Below are 18088 nucleotides of genomic sequence, written 5' to 3'. Positions count from 1 at the left end.
TATAAATACTCCCGATGATAGCTCTATTAAACGAAATTAGGCTGTGAATTATAAAAATAATTCAAATATGATTATTTAGTCATGAACAACACAACGTAGTAAAACAAACTTGATCAAATCCCGTAAAATAGCACGCAATTACCAAAAGAACTGAAAAGCATCCCATGGGTATTCTGATTGTATTGTTTATCGTTTTATTTATTCTGACCACCCTGCCAAGCTTGTGGACCAAAGCGATTTTAAACAAACACCGCACCCCGCATCCATACATCCCCGGAACGGGATTACAGTTTGCCGAGCACCTGATACAAAAACATGAACTCACTGGAGTGAAAGTGGAAGAGACCGAACAAGGCGACCACTATGACCCGATTGAAAAAGTCGTTAGAATTTCAACAGCCAACGCGCATAGCAATTCATTAACCGCGATTACCACGGTGGCTCATGAAATCGGTCACGCTTTACAAGACAAATACGACTACCCAGAACTCAAGCAGCGTACCGCACTGATCGAACGTGCCGCCATCATGCAAAAGTTTGCGGGTATGGCATTAATGATAACGCCGTTATTGATTCCTTTAGCGCATACTCCGATGGTGGCGCTACTGACTTTTGGTGCAGGGTTTATTGCGATGGGTGTACCGGTAATCATCCACTTAAGCACCTTGCCGGTGGAGTTCGATGCCAGTTTTAAACGTGCTCTGCCGCTTTTAGAACAAGGTGAATACCTTAACAAAAAAGACCACAAAACAGCCAAACGTATTTTGTTTGCCTGCGCAATGACTTACGTGGCGGCCTCGCTATCGAGTTTATTTAATCTATGGAAATGGCTGAAGGCTTTAAAACGATAGTTTTAATTTGTCGAGTCTCATTTATTTGTATTCTTGCACCTGGTTGCGCCCACTCTCTTTTGCCAAATAAAGCGCGCTATCGGCAAAGTTTATCGCTTGTTCAAGGTTCTCGCCCTTAAAACTCACCCCGACACTGACGGTAAATCCGACATCCGTTTGAAATTTTGAAAAGATTTCAACCTCTTGCCTAAAATCCTCACAAACTTTCAAAATTGACGCTTTATCTTTCGCTTCACCCAACACGCAAAACTCTTCACCCCCAAATCGGGCGATGGTAAATCCGCTAAACAACTTGGCTAAAGCCCCTGCGGTAAAGACAATCGCCTCATCACCTTTTTGATGACCATAAGTATCATTGACCTTCTTGAAATGGTCGATGTCGACCATCACGACAAAAAACGGGGTATTTAATTGCTGAAGCTGCTTGAAATAGCTTTCACCAAAATAAAAGAAACACCTCCGATTATATAAATTGGTCAATGCATCAGTTCTTGATATACGTTCAATCTCTTTATAAGAATGGGTTTGGTCTATGTTTTGGTTTAATCGCACAAACAACTCTTCTGCTGAAAGGCTTAAATTATAGAAATCATTCACTCCGTACTTCATCAACTTGATGGCCAAACTTACATTCTCGGAAGTCTCACACACCATTATTGGCAACTGATTGACTGAATAACTTGAGCGTACATTGGCGATAAATGCCAAAACATCACCCCCTTTTATCTTCTCAGCACCTTCCAACATCAGTAGCTCAGGTACCGCGCCCCCTTCTAATTTTTTAAGCGCACTTTTGAAGTCATCGAACACCTTAACGACATAACGTTGAATATTTAATAAACCCAACAGTCTATTTGAAGAACGTGAACCGGAAGCAATCAACCAGACACATTTATCGGAGTTTTGCGCTAAACGCACAACCGCACTAATCGCGTAATCAATCGCTGATGCGCCATCTTTAACCACATAGTCGGCTACCCGTTGTGCGAGCATTTTCTGGCGAGTCTCTTCACTGTAGCTGGCCGTTAACACCACCGTTGTGATGTTCGCTTTTCGCAACAATTCAACCGTTGCCCCCTCAGCCGCGTCCGGCAAGTTCAAATCACTCAAACAGACTAAAATAGGTACACCAGAGTTTATGACTCTTTTAGCTTCAGCATAGCTTTCGGCCACCTCTACTGAATAGGGTAGAACCTCACTTAGTCTTTGCTGCAAATACTGGGCGATTGATTTTTGATCTTCAATCACCAAGATAATTTCTTGTGGCATGAAATAAGTTATCCTTTCATCTACTTAGATTTTTTGTAAATTTCACTCTTCAAATTCATTGGACGTTTCATTCAAAATTTATAAAAGATATTCTGTTTCCAGTTGAAGCGTGACATGATGTACTTTATGTTCATGCAAGAGATAATCTTTTATTTCCAACAAAGTCCTATCATTAATATGCTGTAAATCGGTCTTGGCATGTAGGGTCATCACCACTTGATCCTCGGCAATCGCCCAAATATGAATATGGTGGACGGAAGTCAAATAATCAAAATGACACTCCAAATCTTCTTTAATATCCTGAATTTCATAACCCGCTGGAACCCCTTCTAATAAAAGGTGGGACGATTCACGCGTTAAACGATAAGCCCCTATACCGATGATTACCGCCATAATGACCGATAAAATTGGGTCTATCGGCATCCAACCGGTGTAGTAAATCAATATCGCACCGCCAATAACCGCCACGGAACCCAAGGTATCCCCTAAAAAGTGTAGAGTAGCCCCACGCATATTCATATTATGCTGGTCACCTGAATGTAAAATCCAAAACACGATCAAGTTATTCAACAGACCTATCACCGCAATAATGAACATCTCTTTACCCATCACCTCCTGAGGCTCCATAAATCGATGTATCGCCATACCGATAATCCCAACCACTATCAACAACAGAGTAAATCCATTTACAAACGCCGTTAAAATCTGAAAACGCTGATAACCGAATGTCATACGTTCATTGGCGGGCTTTTGTCCCATATAAAACCCCCACCAGGCGATACCCAACGCCATGGCATCGGTCAGCATATGCACCCCATCGGCCACTAAAGCGATTGAGTTCACCCATAATCCACCGATAATCTCAACCAGCATATAGCTTGCGGTAATGACTCCGGCAATCAGGACTTTACGTTGACTGGAATTATCGACTTTGGCAATATGATTGTGATGATGTGAAACCGGCTGAACGTCCATAAATTTTCCTAGCGGGATTAAATAACGACTGGTTAGCAATAGGGCTTAGATATTGAATTGAATATCGGGTTTGATTGTACCATCTTGATTAAAAATCTCACCTAGTTATTAAGTATAAATATCAATCCTAAAATATAAGATTTAAGTGATAAAAATTAAACTATTTAGTTTTGGCTACCGCCCAGGCCTGTATTTGTTCGATTGAGGTATGTTGTTTGATTTTTTGGGCTAACGACTGCATGGTCGCACCTGTGGTAATGACATCATCCAGCAAAGCGATTTTTTCGATTCCTTGTAGCCTGGCGGAATCGACATCAAAAGCGTTTTTTAGGTTATGACCGCGTTGTTTGGCATTCAAATGGGTTTGGCTAGGCGTATCCTTAACCCTAAAGACCGCTTGTTTAATTAGCGGAATCGCCAACTTGTCGGCAAGGGTTTCCGCAATCAACTCCGCTTGATTGAACCCCCTTTGTCGATAACGAGCAGAATACAAAGGAACCGCAAGCAAGGCTTCCACCCCTTGGGGTTGTATTTTTTCCGCTAACAACTCCCCCAAAACACGTGCATAAGCCGGCTTACCTTGGTATTTAAGCCCATGAATCAAATCCGTCAATTCGGCATCAAAATAAAACCCAACTTGCGTTTGATCAAACGCTGGTGGTTGGGTTAAACACCTTCCGCAAACTTCTCCTGCAAAGCTCGGTTCACAACACTGTGGACACACCGCCTTAGGCACAGCCCATTGCTCAACCAATTGTTCTGCAATATCACGTTCAGCCGACTCTTGACCGCTAATGACACATTTGGGTGGCAACAGCCACTTTTCTAACCAATGCACTTCAGACTCCTTTTCTTGTAAAAGGGGTTACTTGAGACCTTCGCAAAGTTCAAGGCTCGAATATAAATGGCTAAACTCACCTGGATTTCATTGGAAAATTGGCCAATAACTAGCTATTGACTGCATTTCCCGCCCCATTCAGGAAAATTTTCTCTCATTTTTCTTTCGCAGCTCACTCGTGTAAAGTTCTCTATAAGCTATAATAACGTAATTACAAATTGATTCCTTAGCTGCCAATACAAAACGACCATTGGCTCAAGGCACAAAACACCATACTGGAATAGAGTGATGAATATGCAAAATATTGGAGAAATTAGACATGATTGGACTGTGGATGAAATCCGCGCGATTATGGATCAACCTTTCAACGACTTGATGTTCCAAGCGCAAAGTGTTCATCGCCAGTACTTCAATCCAAATGAGGTGCAAACCAGCACTCTGGTAAACATCAAATCTGGAGGTTGCGCTGAAGACTGCTCTTACTGCTCACAAAGCGCCCGCAACCATACTGACATAGAAAAAGAGCAGATGATGGAAGTGCAAGAGGTCATCGAACAAGCTTTGGTGGCCAAAGAGCGTGGGGCAACCCGTTTATGTATGGGAGCCGCATGGCGCAACCCAACCAAAAAAGACTTTCCTCGCGTGTTAGAGATGGTGCGTGTGGTTAAAGATCTAGGGCTTGAAACCTGCCTAACCTTGGGAATGTTGAATGATGATCAGGTCAAACAGCTTAAAGAAGCCGGATTGGATTACTACAATCACAATTTGGATACTTCTGAAGCGTTCTACCCGAAGATCATTACCACGCGTAACTATCAAGACCGTTTAGACACCATCGACAAGGTGCAAGAAGCGGGAATCAATGTCTGTTCTGGCGGCATCATCGGCATGGGTGAACAACACACCGACCGTGCAGAGCTATTACGCACCTTCGCCACCATGCGTATGCATCCAAATTCAGTACCGATAAACCTATTGGTACCGATTGAAGGCACCCCTTTGGCTCATATGAAAGGGAAAACCGATTCATTTGAATTTATCCGCGTAATTGCCGCGGCACGTATCGTCATGCCGCAAACCTATGTGCGTTTGTCCGCTGGACGTATGACCTTAACCGATGAAGCCCAGGCGTTATGCTTCTTTGCCGGTGCCAACTCGATTTTCTACGGTGATAAGTTACTGACTACCGAGAACCCAGAGTCTGACCACGATATTCAGCTATTTAAAAAACTGGGCATCCAAATGCAACAAAACGTCAAAGCCGAAGCTAAAGCCAAAAAAATGGCCGAACAAATCACTGAACTGACCGCTTAATCAGGTTAATCGGTTCAGACAACACACTGAACCGATATTTATTTCATGTCTATCAAAAAACGTTTTCAACCACGATTAGAACAACGAGAGGCTGATTACCTCTATCGTCGTCGTCCTTTGGTGTTTTCGGCGCAACAGCCCGACATGAACATCAACGGCATTGAGTGTATCAACTTTTCATCCAACGATTATTTAGGTCTGGCGAATCACCCGCAAATCAAACAGGCTTTAATCGAGGGCTTACAAACCCAACAAGACTTAAGTTACGGTTCAGGTGCGGCACATTTAGTCACAGGCCACCACTTACACCATCACCTGCTTGAAGACGAATTAGCCGATTGGCTTGGCGTTGAAAGAACCCTATTATTCTCCACCGGCTATATGGCCAACCTAGCAGTACAACAAACCTTGATGCATGCTGGCGATATCATCCTAGCCGACAAACTCAATCACGCCTCTCTGATCGATGGCGCACGTTTATCGGAAGCCGATTTTAAACGCTATCCTCATTTGGATATGCAAGCTTTGGAGCGTCGTCTGCAACAAGCGCAAGCCAAGCACAGCCAAGCGATGATTGTCACCGATGGTGTGTTTAGCATGGATGGCGATATCGCACCGTTAAAAGCCATGCAACAACTTGCACAGAAGTACCAGGCCTGGTTGTTTGTAGATGACGCACATGGAATTGGAGCATTAGGTGAACATGGTAAAGGATGTTTTGAGCACTTTGGTTTACAGCCCGATGAAAACACCATACTGGTTGGTACCTTAGGCAAGGCATTCGGTACTTCAGGCGCATTTGTGGCCGGCAGTTCGGTTTTGATTGAAAGCTTAATTCAATTTGCCCGACCCTATATTTACACCACCGCAATGCCGCAACTCAATGCATTGGCCATTCGTGAAGCCTTAAAACTGGTAAAAAACGGCCAAGCTTCACGTGAAACCTTACAACAAAACATCAAGCATTTTAGAGAGGGAGCGCTCCAGATCGGCTTACAGCTTTGGCCAAGCGATACCGCGATTCAGCCCATTATGCTTGGCAAAAGTGATACCGCCGTTGAGTGGAGTGAAGCTTTGAAACAAGCCGGTTTTTGGGTGACTGCGATTCGTCCGCCAACCGTACCCCAAAACCAAGCTCGACTCCGAGTGACCTTGAGTGCAATCCATACCCCAGAGCAAATCGACCAGTTGCTGGATGCCCTAAAAGCGATTCAATCAACATCCTCTGTATGAATGACTCTTTAGCTGACAGATTGGCTCACAGCAAACATTAAAATAATCTCAAAGACTTAACCAAGTAATTCTATAGTGCAAAAGTTGCGTTATACTTATGACTCAGCATTCATTATTTACACATTCAAATAATGACTACCTTGTATCCGCGTATAGAACAGCATGAGATAAATAAAATGGCTTTTTGGGTAACTCGCAATCGTTGGAAAAGTGGCATTATCGTGCTACTTATCGCCTTTATTTTGGCATTGCCTTATCTGGTACAGCAACTCGCCCAAAAACTCATTCTCGATTACGCCAAACCTTATGGCATACAGCAGGTTCAACTGAGCAAAGTTGATCTGAATCCGCTTAAAGGTGTCGTACAAATTCACGATTTACAACTGTTTCAAAAAGCGGATACCGAGAAAGCGGTTGCCCAAATCGGGCTATTGGGCGTAAACCTGGATGTGATTTCGTTGTTTCAACAACGCATTTGGATTGAATCGCTTAGTTTTGAAAATGCCCGATTGCCATTTGAACTCAATCAAGACCAAGCGCTTTTTTTAGCAGGAATCCCGTTAAGCTCCAAAAAAAGCGATGCTACAGCCAAGCAGAAATCCAGCCATTTCAGTTTTTTACCAGGCCTGGATAATATTGATTTAAAGCAGATTCAAATCTCACTGCACTACCAAAAACAGACCACCCAATTCGATATCGAAAATCTAACCCTGAATGCCTTACACGCGTGGTCCAAAGAGGACTATGCACGTTTAATTATTAAAAGTACCCTTAACCAACAACCGATTAAAGCCAATCTGCAGCTACATCTGTTTGCCGACACCCCAAAAATCGTTGGAACCTTGCAAGCACACGGCATTAACTTAGCCAATTTCAAACACTTTGTACCGCAATCAGACTTGATTTTTAACGGTAACCTAAACAGCAACATCACCTTTACCCTTGAGCAAAGCAAACAAGGCATCAAACTGTTTCAACAAGGTGAGATTGCCCTGCAAGACATACAACTCATTCAAGATGAAAACCAAGCGAAGATCCGACAACTTGGCTGGAAAGGTGATTTGTATCTGACCCAGCCGACACAAGCTACAGGCGACACGAAAATCGCTTTAAACGGTTTATTGCAAGCCGATGCCATCAACCTCAATCAAGCGCCTTTTATCGCTCAAATCCAACAAATCGCGTTAAATGGCCAAAGCCAAATTCAGCTTGGTGAAACACTTCATATTAACAGCAATAAAAGCTTAAGCATCAAGGGGTTGGAATTCCGTGATACGAGCCAAGCCAAACCGCTTGAAATCGCCTTCAAGCAGGCCAATCTCAACGGAAAATTTACACTCAACAAAAGCCAAGAAACCCAAATCACTCTAGCGGAGAAACTCAATCTTAAGGGCTTGCAGCTTGACGACGCCAATCAGAAAATGCGTTTAAACACGGATATATCGGCCACCTTAAACAACCAGATTTCCCTAAACGAAAATGGCTTAGCCTTAACCCAAAATGGAGGGGTTGAACTCACGAATCTCAGCGCCCACCAAGCGCAGTTGGAGGCACAACTTAACCAACTGAACTGGCAAGGTGCCTTAAACCTTAAAAACCATCAAGCTATGGCGCTCGACTCTAAAGGTAAGCTGGAAATTGCCGACTTCAGCTTGGCTAATCGACAGCAAAACTTAACAATCGCCAAAGCCAGAACACTGAATATTGCAGAATTGAATATCATTAACCTAAAAGATATCGGCTTGCAAGATATTCGACTTCAAGGTTTGGCAATCGCTCAAAATAAAAAGCTACCAGGCCTATTGGCGGTTAGTCAGATCCAACTCAACAACGCCCATTATCAAGAACAGAATAAGGCTAAACGGTTAACTTTAGGTAATCTAGCGATTAGAGACAGTGAAACCCATCTCTCAGTTACCCAGGACAACAAAATCACCCAACTGGAAACGCTTTTGGCGGCGTTAGCCGAGTCGGCTGACACACCAAAACCGACCGGTGTCAACAAACAAACCGCCGTTGCTGAGGCCGCACAAAACCCGGAAGCGCCATTCCACTATAGCTTGGCGTCAATCAAGTTATCGGGCAATAACCCGGTTCATGTCACTCTTGAGCAAACCAAACCGGCTTTGAAAAAAACCTTAAAACTTGAACAGTTTGCTTTGGGCAGAATCGCCAGCCAACAACCGCAGAAAACCAGTGACTTTTCATTAAAAGTTGCGTTTGATGAGTTCAGCCGCCTCAGCAGTAAAGGGGATTTGACACCACTGCAACCTACCAAGCATTTTTATGCCTCAAGCAATCTGGACGGTTTGGCATTAAACGATCTTTCCCCCCTTGTGGAACAGAAGTTGGGTTATAAAATTGAAAGTGGTCAGTTAAGCGCCAAACTCACCACCAAAATTGATAACAATACCATCGACGCTAAAAACGATATCAAACTCAATAAATTCAAGATAAAGTCCGTTGACAACCAAAAAACCCAAGCCATAGAAAAAGGCTTTCCAGTTCCGTTGCAGGCCGGGTTGAGTTTACTACAGGATAAAAATGACAATATCGCCCTATCCCTTCCCATTCAAGGTGATTTGAATAACCCCAGTTTTAAAATCCATGATGTGATTAATACCGCTTTGGGTAAAGCACTTGCCGCCGCTTCCCGCACTTATCTACTACTGGCTTTACAGCCTTTCGGCGCGATTGCCTTGGTGGGTCAATATGCTCTCGACAAAGGCTCAAACATCACCCTTCAGGCGGTTGATTTCACGCCGGGCACGACTACGCTTTCTGCCGAAATGCAGGCCTACCTCAATAAACTGAATAAACTCCTGACAGAACGTAGAAAAATTCAAATCAAACTGTGTGAAGGCGCTTCTGAACGCGACCGTTTCGCGTTGAAACAGCAAGCGTTAGAAGCCTCGATCAAACAGCAAAGCGAGCAAAAGAATAACCAGAAAATCGTCGTACCGGATATCGAGATCAGCAATAAAGAGCTGCTTAAACTGGCGGAAGAACGTCAAAAGGTGATTAAACGCCACCTGATGAATTTGGGAACGTCCAATAACCAAATTATCCTGTGCGACCCGGTCATCGGCAAAGACGACCAAAAAAGTCAGGTGAAACTCAGTATTTAAGTTAACCCCAAGGTACTTTGATTTATACATAGTCACCAGGCCTGGTGGCTTTTTGCTTATGCCAATTATCACGCGAAATGAATTTGCCGCTTTGTAAAGTGCAATGCCTTACACCAATCTGTGCAAAAAACGCTAAAATACCCGCATGAAATTAAACACGCTTGTCATTCCCTCTTTTGATGAACACCATCAGCCCAACCCCAACCTCACATTGATTCACGGTTGGGGTGCGGAAAGCCGTGTTTGGGAAAGCTGGGCAACAGAAAAATTGGGTAAAGACTATAGCCTAACGCTGATTGATTTACCCGGTTATGGCGACAGTCCTGCCTTAGCCAACAGCCATGATATTCAAGCCGATTGGATTCAGGCGATTGTCGATGCCATGCCAGAGAAAACCCATTTGTTAGGCTGGTCTTTAGGGGGACTCTTGGCTCAACAAATCGCCCTGCAACATCCCGACCGGGTCTTGAGTTTAATCTGTTTGGCCACCACACCGCGCTTCACTCAAAATGATGGTTGGCAACGCTCGGTTAGCCCGCAAATCATTGGTGACTTCATTCAGGCGATCAGCATTGAAGTCAGCGGTGTCTTGAAGAAATTTTGGCGCTTGCAATTGCAAGGCTCTGCAAACAGCCGTGCATTGATGAAGGCGTTGGGTGAGCACATGTCCACTCGCAAATTACCAGGCCTGGTCGCGTTGAACCAAGGCTTGATATTGTTAAAAGACATGGACAACCGTGCACAACTCAAACAGCTGACCATGCCTACTTTTTGGTTGTTGGGAGAGTGCGACCCTTTGATTCCACAAGAGATTCGTGAAAACCTCGGTGAATTGCAACCTGATGCCCAAATCCAAGTGATTCCAGGCGGAAGCCATATCCCGTTTTTCTCTCAGCCTGACGAAACCGCTGAGTATATCCTGAAATTTTTAACACAAGCGTAATCCATGCAAAGCTTTAGCCGCCAACATATTCAACAACACTTCAACCATGCCGCTCCCAGTTATGATGATGCCGCGATTTTGCAAAAAACCGTGGCGGAACGCATTGATGAGCGTTTAGCGCTGACCACTATCGGACCGAATACCATTTTAGATGTAGGTGCTGGCACCGGCCTGCTGACCCAACAAGTAATCAAACGCTACCCTCACGCCCAACTGTTTGCGGTTGACCTCTCGCCGAGCATGCTAAAAATGGCTCAACCACGTTTACAAGCACCTCGCTGGCCGAACCTACCTAAGCCATTCAACCAGTTTTTGAGCAACTGCAAACTTACTAAAGCCATCGCCACCCGCCAAGCGGCTACGGCGGTGAATGCCGATGTTAACCAATTGCCTTTTGCCGATGACAGCGTTGATTTGATTGTCAGTAATTTAATGCTGCAGTGGTGTGATGATTTAGATCAGGTTTTTGCTGAATTTAGACGGGTATTGCGTCCAGAAGGCTTATTGATGTTCACCACCTTTGGCCCGGATACCCTTAAAGAACTTAAGCAGGCCTGGCAAACCGCCGATGCAACCTACGAGCATGTAAATAACTTTATCGATATGCACGATATTGGTGATGCCTTGATTCGCAATGGCTTTGGCCAACCGGTTATGGATATGGAAATTTTCACCCTAACCTATGACCAACCGATGGGGATTCTAAAAGACCTTAAGGCAATTGGTGCCACCAATGCCAATAAACAGCGTAACAATGGCCTAATGGGTAAACAGCGTTTTTCCGCCATGCTCAACGCCTATGAAGCGTTGCGCAGTCACAAGGACAATAAAATACCGGCAACCTACGAAGTGGTTCACGGTCACGCCTGGGCCGCGCAAGAAGTCGTTAAAGGACCTAACCGCGACAAATCCGGCTATGTCGAAATCTCACTCGATGAGTTCTCAAAACAACTCAAGAAATAACGCCCCTTCTCTCTGCCATTTAAAACAAAAAAGGCCGATACCCCATTCAGGTACCGGCCTTTTTAATCGCTAGCCAAAACCTTTATTTTGCGATTTTCAGCACTTGAGTTTGCAAGAAGCTGGTAAACGTGGCTTGATCTCTAAATACCTGGGTATTCCTAACCTTCAAGCCATCCAAAGTCAGCACCGTCACAAACTCTTTATCCAACCCTGCTATTTGCATTTTATTTAGCAGACCTTCTTGTTTGATCAACGCCATTCTGAATGCATTATCACGCATTTTAGGTAACGCAAACATCTTGGTAACAAAACCGGGCATTCCAGAGATATCTGCGATATAAAGCAATTGATATTGATTCAAATCGGCGAGCTGTAAGGTATCGAAACTCTCCTTAACCACTTTACCCGCGTCTTTGGCTTGGCTAATCACCAGCCATTTCACCTGTTGATTAAGCTCTATTGGTTTTTCCCACTGATCTTCAAAGCTTTGAACATGTAAAGTCTGTGGTTCGATTGATTGTGTTTGCTCGGATTCTGCCTGTGCAGAAAACGCCAATAACACCATGATTGAAGCAATAAAGGTTTTCATCAGTTCACCGCTTTTGAAAAACTGAATGCTCCACGAATATCGCCTTTATTGAAGCCCATCGCTTGGTCTTGTGGATAGTATTTTGCAATCGCTTGTCTAACTGGTTCGGTCAAGTTTGTACCATGGCACACTAAACACACTTCTGCCGTTCCCAACGGTTTCATATAACGGAAAGTTGTTTTAGCGCCATCATGAACCACTTCAGAAAACTCCATCGTTTTCACCTCTACACCTGCGGTCTTTTCCGCGTCAAAACGCTTTAACACCTCGGTTTCCCAAGCATCAGGTGAAGCGGTGGCACCACGCGGTTTTAAGCTCACACGGTTAACCTTCCAACCACTTTTCTCTGCGACCGTCTGTGCGATTTCAGGTGCTCTGGCGTGACAAAATTCAACCGCGGAAACCGGCCCACCCGATTTCATCGCCTTTTGAAGCTCAGGCTTTAATTGACCGCCAAACATTTTTACTAAATTGCGTGCTTCTTCCACATTCGCCGATATGGCTTCGTTAGCAAATACATTGCTATTCATCGTTGCACTTAACAAAGCGATTGTCAGTAATTTGGTTTTCATAATTTCGTCCTAGTTTGCATTGTGTACTTGATTGATTCTAATATTGAGCTAAATGAGTTTTATTATTATTTAGCCATTGTATGAATCCAAACACGAAAAGCAATAAATTTATAACCATATAAAATTTATTGATTATAAAAAGCAGGCCTGGTAAATAGGTAAAAAGCATGAAGAGAACGCTAAATTCGAGGACATAAGAACAACAAAATAGCCGTTGAAAAACTTAACAATCCAACCCAAAAAGGAAGAATCAATACATCTCTTGCGGATCGACATCAATACTCCAGCGTACCTTGCGGCTTAATGGACTATTGTAGATATGCGGTTGCATCTCGCTAATAAGACGATGCAAGTCACCTCGATTTAACGATTGCAGCATCAATTGATAACGGTAGCGTCCCTGACGACGAAGCATCGGGGCGGAAACCGGCCCCCAAAAATCGATATCGGCTTCTACCATTTTGGCTTCTTGCCACTGCTGCCAATAGTTTTGCAGCCCCGCTTTCAAGGATTCTAAAAACAGCATGCCGTCGTTTGGATGTGTCGCTTCGGCACGAATCAAAATTTGATATTTGAACGGCGGCAACAACGCATCTTGACGTTCCTGCAAGGCTTTGGTGGCAAAAGCATCATAGCCTTGTTGGATAAGAGTGGTTAATAACGGATGGTCAGGATGATGGGTTTGAATCAAGACCTCACCGGCTTTTTCAGCTCGCCCGGCTCGCCCCGATACCTGCAAGATGAGTTGCGCCATTCTTTCCGCCGCACGAAAATCGGCGCTGAACAGGCCTTGATCGATATCCAACAATCCCACCAAGGTCACATTGGGAAAATGATGCCCTTTGGCCAACATTTGTGTGCCTATTAAGATATCCGCCTCACCACGCTGGGCGATACCGGTCAACTCCGCCATCGAGCCTTTTAAACGAGTGGTATCCCGATCAATCCTGAGGACTTTCTTATCTGGAAACCACTCTTTAATGGTCTCTTCTAAACGTTCGGTTCCCTGACCCACATTGACGAACTCTTCACTTGCACAGCTTGGGCAAGAGTGTGGTTTCGCCATTTGTTCATCGCAATGGTGACATTGCAGATAACCGGCCACAGTGCCATCGGCATTTTGCCCAGAAATCATATGGAACGTCATATTGGCGTCACAACTCGGGCAGGCCGCTTGCCAACCACAATCATGGCACATCAATACCGGTGAAAAACCTCGGCGATTCAAAAACAGTAGGGCTTGACCACCAGCTTGTAGATGTTGGGTCATGGCGGTTTTGAGTGGTCTGGAAACCCCCTCTTGTATTTTTTCGCCACGAATATCCAACAGCTTCAAACTGGGCAGCTTGGCCACACCGGCGCGTTGTTTTAAGTGCAAATGTGTATAACGCCCGGTTTTTGCGTTATGCAGGGTTTCCAAGCTAGGGGTGGCCGAGCCTAACACCACAGGTATCTGTTCACGATAAGCCCGCTGCACCATCAAATCTCGTGCTGAGTAGCGAAACCCTTCCTGCTGTTTATAAGAGAGATCATGCTCTTCATCAATAATGCATAAACCCAGGTTTTTAAATGGCGTGAAAACCGCTGACCGTGTACCCAACAGGACTTGAATCTGCCCGGTACGAATCAAGTGCCAGGCGCAATGGCGTTCGGAATCATTTAAATTGGAATGCAACGCCGCGACCCGCGTTTGCAGGAAAGCTTCAAAACGCGACACCATTTGCGGTGTCAGACCAATTTCAGGAACCAAAACCAAGACTTGCTTGCCCTGCTTCAGCATGGATTCAATCATGCCTAAATAGACTTCGGTTTTACCGCTTCCGGTAATGCCTTCCAATAAAAAGGCTTGAAATCGCTTTTGAATTTGCTGCGATTCCAACACCGCATCAACCGCGGATTTTTGGGCATCATTTAAAGTATGATTCGGTGCGGGTGCATAGTTGGACTCTCTTAAACAGGGGCCGTGAGCGGTTTCCAACCAGCCCTTTTCAGTGAACGTTTTGACGGCACTACGCCAATTTTCCAGTTCGGCATTCAAATCAGATTCCGACTTCAACTTTTGATCCAAGAATTGCGCAAAGACTCGGCGCTGTTTAAGCGCACGACGGGAAATATCCTCTAAGGTTTTACTGCGCCCCTCTGCCGAAAGCTGCCAATACTGCATACCGCTAATCTCAGCGTTTTCACCGGCTCTTAGGCGTTTTGGCAACGCCGCCAACATCACATCACCGATTGGCTCGTGATAATACTGGCTCGCCCAATTCAATAAACCAAGCTGGGTTGCATCAAACAGAGGTTCAATATCAATCACTTCTTCAATCGGCTTGATTTTGCTGAGTTCGTAATCGGCTGATTCACTAATCTCCATCACCATGCCAATCACTTTCTTATTTCTAAAGGGCACCCAAACTCGCCCACCGACAACCGCTTTAATTTCGGTGGCGCAATCCGTAGTTAACAGATCTTGCTCGGCATCGAGAAGGTAATCAAGGGGAAATAAAAAAGGTCCTGGAACGGCAACCTTGGCGATTTTAGGGTTTTGCAATGAATGGCTCTTAACGGTTATATCGGAAAATAATGGAGCCATTTTACCGCTAATTTCATTTTCTAGGAAAAACTCGCTTGAGTTATTTCGATACCCCCCAATAATTTTTTATTCACAGTTAAGAAAGCTTATTTCATGATTTAATTCAACTTTTGGTAGACTGTTTAGTGATAATCTAGAGATGACAAACGCATTTCATGGAGGTTTACCATGTTGAAAACACTTTCTATCATACTTCTCGGTACAGCCGTCTTGGCTTCCACAGGTTGTGTGACTCGCCAATCAGTGCAAGTTTCCAGCCATCATAATGTCGGGCCTAACACAAAAGTCAGCTTGTATTTTAGTACCGCAGATAGAATGAGAATCAAGCAATACTATACCTATAATTATCGTAAGCCTCACCCGCATGGAATGCCTCCAGGCCAGCAAAAACGCCAATATCGACACTTCCATCGACATCAAGCCTTACCGCACAATATAAGCTATAGTCGATTACCTTATGAGTTGGAACGACACCTACCTCCTCTTCCGAGGGATTATGTTCGCATCCGTATTGGTGAAGACATTGCCATCATGAACACTCGCACCCGAATCATTTATGATGTGATGTGGTTTTTAGAATAACCGTAAAATCGAATATCAAACCCACCAGGCCTGGTCATTCTCCGCTGTCAAAGGATTGAAACCAGGCTTATTTACAGCCGCATATCTACCAAACAACCCCGAAACGACACATTACCGCCCCCCCTTTCTTCAAGCAGAACTGGCGACTATTAATATAAATTCGCTAAACCCGGCATAAAATCGTTAAAATAATAAGGACTACTTAAACGATATTAAAATATAAAACATGCCGTTATCGAATTTTTCCCAATTTCTTACTCAATTTGTCCTTATGCAAAACCGTTTTCAAAAACATTTTGGAAAACTGGTGGCCTGGGGAAGTTTATCTTTGGTACTTATCACCGCATTGGTGGTCATTTTGCGTTACGGCTTCAATTCCGGTTCCATCGCATTGCAAGAGAGCATTATGTATAACCATGCGATTTTATTCATGCTCGGCATCGCTTATACCTATGAACAAGATAAACACGTTAGGGTGGACGTTTTTTACTCACAGATGCATGAGAATCAAAAAGCTTGGGTGAATTTTTTGGGGACGCTGTTATTTGCCCTGCCGGTAATGACATTCATCATTTGGTCGGGTTGGGAATATGTCAGCACCAGTTGGCAGATTAGAGAAGCCTCTGGCGAAGCGGGTGGTTTAGCCTATTTATATATGCTAAAAACCTTGATCATCATTATGGCTGGCTTGGTCATTCTGCAGTCTTTGGCGGTTTTAGCCAAGTCCGGTTTAACCTTGTTCTCAGACCCTCATCCGAGGATAGAATCGGATATTGATACCGATATTGAAACGGAGGGGAAACTATAATGGAATGGTTAGCTTTAGTTCTGTTTGCCCTAGTTTTTATTGCTCTGTTAACCGGTTTTCCGGTCGCATTCACCCTAGCCGGGGTTTCGCTGTTATTTGCTTTGGTGGCCAATCTTTTTGGCGCTTTCGACATGGCGTTTTTACAAAGCATACCCAATCGCATCTTTGGCATCATGAGCAACGCCAACCTCATTGCTGTACCGCTTTTTGTATTTATGGGCATCATGCTGGAACAATCTAAGATTGCCGAAGGCCTGCTACAGACCATGGAAGAAGTCATGCGAGGTGTTAAAGGTGGATTAGGTATCGCCGTGATTATCGTGGGCGCATTACTGGCGGCCAGCACCGGTATTGTGGGCGCAACCGTGGTTACCATGGGCTTACTGGCTTTACCGACCATGCTCAAGCAAGGATATTGTCCTAAAGTCGCGAGCGGCACCATTTGCGCTTCGGGAACCCTAGGGCAAATCATTCCGCCATCAATCGTACTGATTTTATTGGGGGATGTTCTGTCATCCTCTTATCAACAAGCTCAACTCAACCAAGGTATTTTCTCACCCGAAACCCTCTCTGTTGGCGACCTTTTTGTAGGTGCTTTATTACCGGGCTTACTACTGGTTGTGGCCTATATGGGTTACATTGTATTCAAAGCCATCAGTCAACCTGAAAGCATTCCAAGCCATCAAGGTGAACCCGTGGCACCAGGCCTGGTCAGTCGTGTCATAAAAAGCTTGCTGCCTCCTTTATTGCTCATCTTATTGGTTTTGGGTTCGATTTTAGGTGGCTACGCAACCCCAACCGAAGCGGCCTCCTTAGGGGCTTTAGGGGCTTTACTGTTAGCTCTGGTCAACAAACAATTAAGCCTAAGAACACTAAAAACAGTCATGCAGAACACCTTACAAGTCACCAGCATGATATTCTTAATCTTTATTGGTGCGGCGTTTTTCTCTTTGGTTTTTAGAGGCTTGGGTGGCGATGATTTGATTACCGAACTATTGACCGACTTGCCTGGCGGGGTCTTTACCGCCATGCTCATCGTGATGGCGCTGATGTTTGTGTTAGGTTTCTTTTTAGACTTCATCGAGATCACCTATGTGGTTGTACCGGTCGTCGCCCCCATCTTATTGATGATGGGAGTTGATCCGATTTGGCTTGGCATCATGATTGCCATCAACTTACAAACGGCTTTTTTAACTCCGCCATTCGGTTTTGCACTTTTTTATCTACGTGGTGTTGCCCCTCAAGAATTGAAGACCACAGACATTTACAAAGGTTCAATTCCTTTTATTCTCATACAGTTAGGAATGCTTGGTGTTTTGGCTATTTGGCCAGAGCTTGTGACGTGGTTGCCGGGCGTCATCTATGAGAATTAAAATTCACCAGACTAATGCCCATATTAAGCATTAATAGGGCTTTTATGCTAGCAAGACATCGGC

Annotated in this window: 15 protein-coding genes; 9 read left to right on the top strand and 6 right to left on the bottom strand. The window is 44.4% G+C overall.

Annotated elements, in window-relative coordinates:
• Nucleotides 1-164: 164 nt before the first annotated feature.
• A complete protein-coding gene (locus L6421_RS00935) occupies nucleotides 165-851 on the top strand; it encodes a zinc metallopeptidase (protein ID WP_237262101.1) in 687 nt (228 codons plus the stop codon).
• Nucleotides 852-872: 21 nt separating this feature from the next.
• Here L6421_RS00935 and L6421_RS00930 read toward each other — a convergent pair whose 3' ends face one another.
• The 3 genes from L6421_RS00930 to L6421_RS00920 all read right to left on the bottom strand — a co-directional run bounded on the left by L6421_RS00930 (nucleotide 873) and on the right by L6421_RS00920 (nucleotide 3933).
• Entirely contained in the window at nucleotides 873-2120 is a 1248-nt protein-coding gene (locus tag L6421_RS00930; RefSeq protein ID WP_237262100.1) for a diguanylate cyclase, read from the bottom strand.
• A gap of 78 nt (nucleotides 2121-2198) precedes the next feature.
• On the bottom strand, nucleotides 2199-3095 hold the full coding sequence (locus tag L6421_RS00925; RefSeq protein ID WP_237262099.1) for a cation diffusion facilitator family transporter: 897 nt from the start codon (nucleotides 3093-3095) through the stop codon (nucleotides 2199-2201).
• A 160-nt stretch (nucleotides 3096-3255) separates the two neighbouring features.
• A complete protein-coding gene (locus L6421_RS00920) occupies nucleotides 3256-3933 on the bottom strand; it encodes a ComF family protein (protein ID WP_237262098.1) in 678 nt (225 codons plus the stop codon).
• 294 nt (nucleotides 3934-4227) lie between these two features.
• Here L6421_RS00920 and bioB point away from each other — a divergent pair, with 294 nt between their 5' ends.
• The 5 genes from bioB (at nucleotide 4228) to bioC (ending at nucleotide 11514) form a co-directional block, all read left to right on the top strand.
• Nucleotides 4228-5247, top strand: a complete 1020-nt coding sequence (bioB, locus tag L6421_RS00915; protein WP_237262097.1) for a biotin synthase BioB — start codon at nucleotides 4228-4230, stop codon at nucleotides 5245-5247.
• A 45-nt stretch (nucleotides 5248-5292) separates the two neighbouring features.
• Nucleotides 5293-6480 carry an 8-amino-7-oxononanoate synthase gene (gene bioF / locus L6421_RS00910; protein ID WP_237262096.1) on the top strand — a complete coding sequence of 396 codons (1188 nt, stop codon included), beginning with the start codon at nucleotides 5293-5295 and terminating at the stop codon, nucleotides 6478-6480.
• 176 nt (nucleotides 6481-6656) lie between these two features.
• Nucleotides 6657-9608 carry a DUF748 domain-containing protein gene (locus L6421_RS00905; RefSeq protein ID WP_237262095.1) on the top strand — a complete coding sequence of 984 codons (2952 nt, stop codon included), beginning with the start codon at nucleotides 6657-6659 and terminating at the stop codon, nucleotides 9606-9608.
• A gap of 145 nt (nucleotides 9609-9753) precedes the next feature.
• Nucleotides 9754-10551 (top strand): pimeloyl-ACP methyl ester esterase BioH, encoded by a 798-nt coding sequence (gene bioH, locus L6421_RS00900; RefSeq protein WP_237262094.1) that lies wholly within the window; start codon nucleotides 9754-9756, stop codon nucleotides 10549-10551.
• A gap of 3 nt (nucleotides 10552-10554) precedes the next feature.
• Nucleotides 10555-11514, top strand: a complete 960-nt coding sequence (gene bioC, locus L6421_RS00895; protein WP_237262093.1) for a malonyl-ACP O-methyltransferase BioC — start codon at nucleotides 10555-10557, stop codon at nucleotides 11512-11514.
• An 82-nt stretch (nucleotides 11515-11596) separates the two neighbouring features.
• Here bioC and L6421_RS00890 read toward each other — a convergent pair whose 3' ends face one another.
• The 3 genes from L6421_RS00890 to L6421_RS00880 form a co-directional block, all read right to left on the bottom strand.
• Entirely contained in the window at nucleotides 11597-12103 is a 507-nt protein-coding gene (locus L6421_RS00890; RefSeq protein ID WP_237262092.1) for a hypothetical protein, read from the bottom strand.
• Nucleotides 12103-12675 (bottom strand): Tll0287-like domain-containing protein, encoded by a 573-nt coding sequence (locus L6421_RS00885; protein WP_237262091.1) that lies wholly within the window; start codon nucleotides 12673-12675, stop codon nucleotides 12103-12105. The genes L6421_RS00890 and L6421_RS00885 overlap by 1 nt, the downstream gene beginning before the upstream one ends.
• A gap of 250 nt (nucleotides 12676-12925) precedes the next feature.
• On the bottom strand, nucleotides 12926-15262 hold the full coding sequence (locus L6421_RS00880; RefSeq protein WP_237262090.1) for a primosomal protein N': 2337 nt from the start codon (nucleotides 15260-15262) through the stop codon (nucleotides 12926-12928).
• Nucleotides 15263-15430: 168 nt separating this feature from the next.
• On the opposite strand from L6421_RS00880, the gene L6421_RS00875 reads away from it, so the two are divergent.
• The 3 genes from L6421_RS00875 (at nucleotide 15431) to L6421_RS00865 (ending at nucleotide 18025) form a co-directional block, all read left to right on the top strand.
• Nucleotides 15431-15844 carry a hypothetical protein gene (locus L6421_RS00875; RefSeq protein WP_237262089.1) on the top strand — a complete coding sequence of 138 codons (414 nt, stop codon included), beginning with the start codon at nucleotides 15431-15433 and terminating at the stop codon, nucleotides 15842-15844.
• 226 nt (nucleotides 15845-16070) lie between these two features.
• Nucleotides 16071-16652, top strand: coding sequence for a TRAP transporter small permease subunit (locus L6421_RS00870; protein ID WP_237262088.1), 582 nt, complete (start codon nucleotides 16071-16073; stop codon nucleotides 16650-16652).
• A complete protein-coding gene (locus L6421_RS00865; protein ID WP_237262087.1) occupies nucleotides 16652-18025 on the top strand; it encodes a TRAP transporter large permease in 1374 nt (457 codons plus the stop codon). Before L6421_RS00870 ends, L6421_RS00865 begins: the two co-directional genes overlap by 1 nt.
• The last annotated feature ends 63 nt before the right edge of the window (nucleotides 18026-18088 follow it).

Origin of the sequence: Thiomicrorhabdus immobilis, assembly GCF_021654855.1 — a bacterium.
GTDB lineage: Bacteria > Pseudomonadota > Gammaproteobacteria > Thiomicrospirales > Thiomicrospiraceae > Thiomicrorhabdus > Thiomicrorhabdus immobilis.
This window is presented reverse-complemented; position numbering and strand designations above follow the sequence as displayed.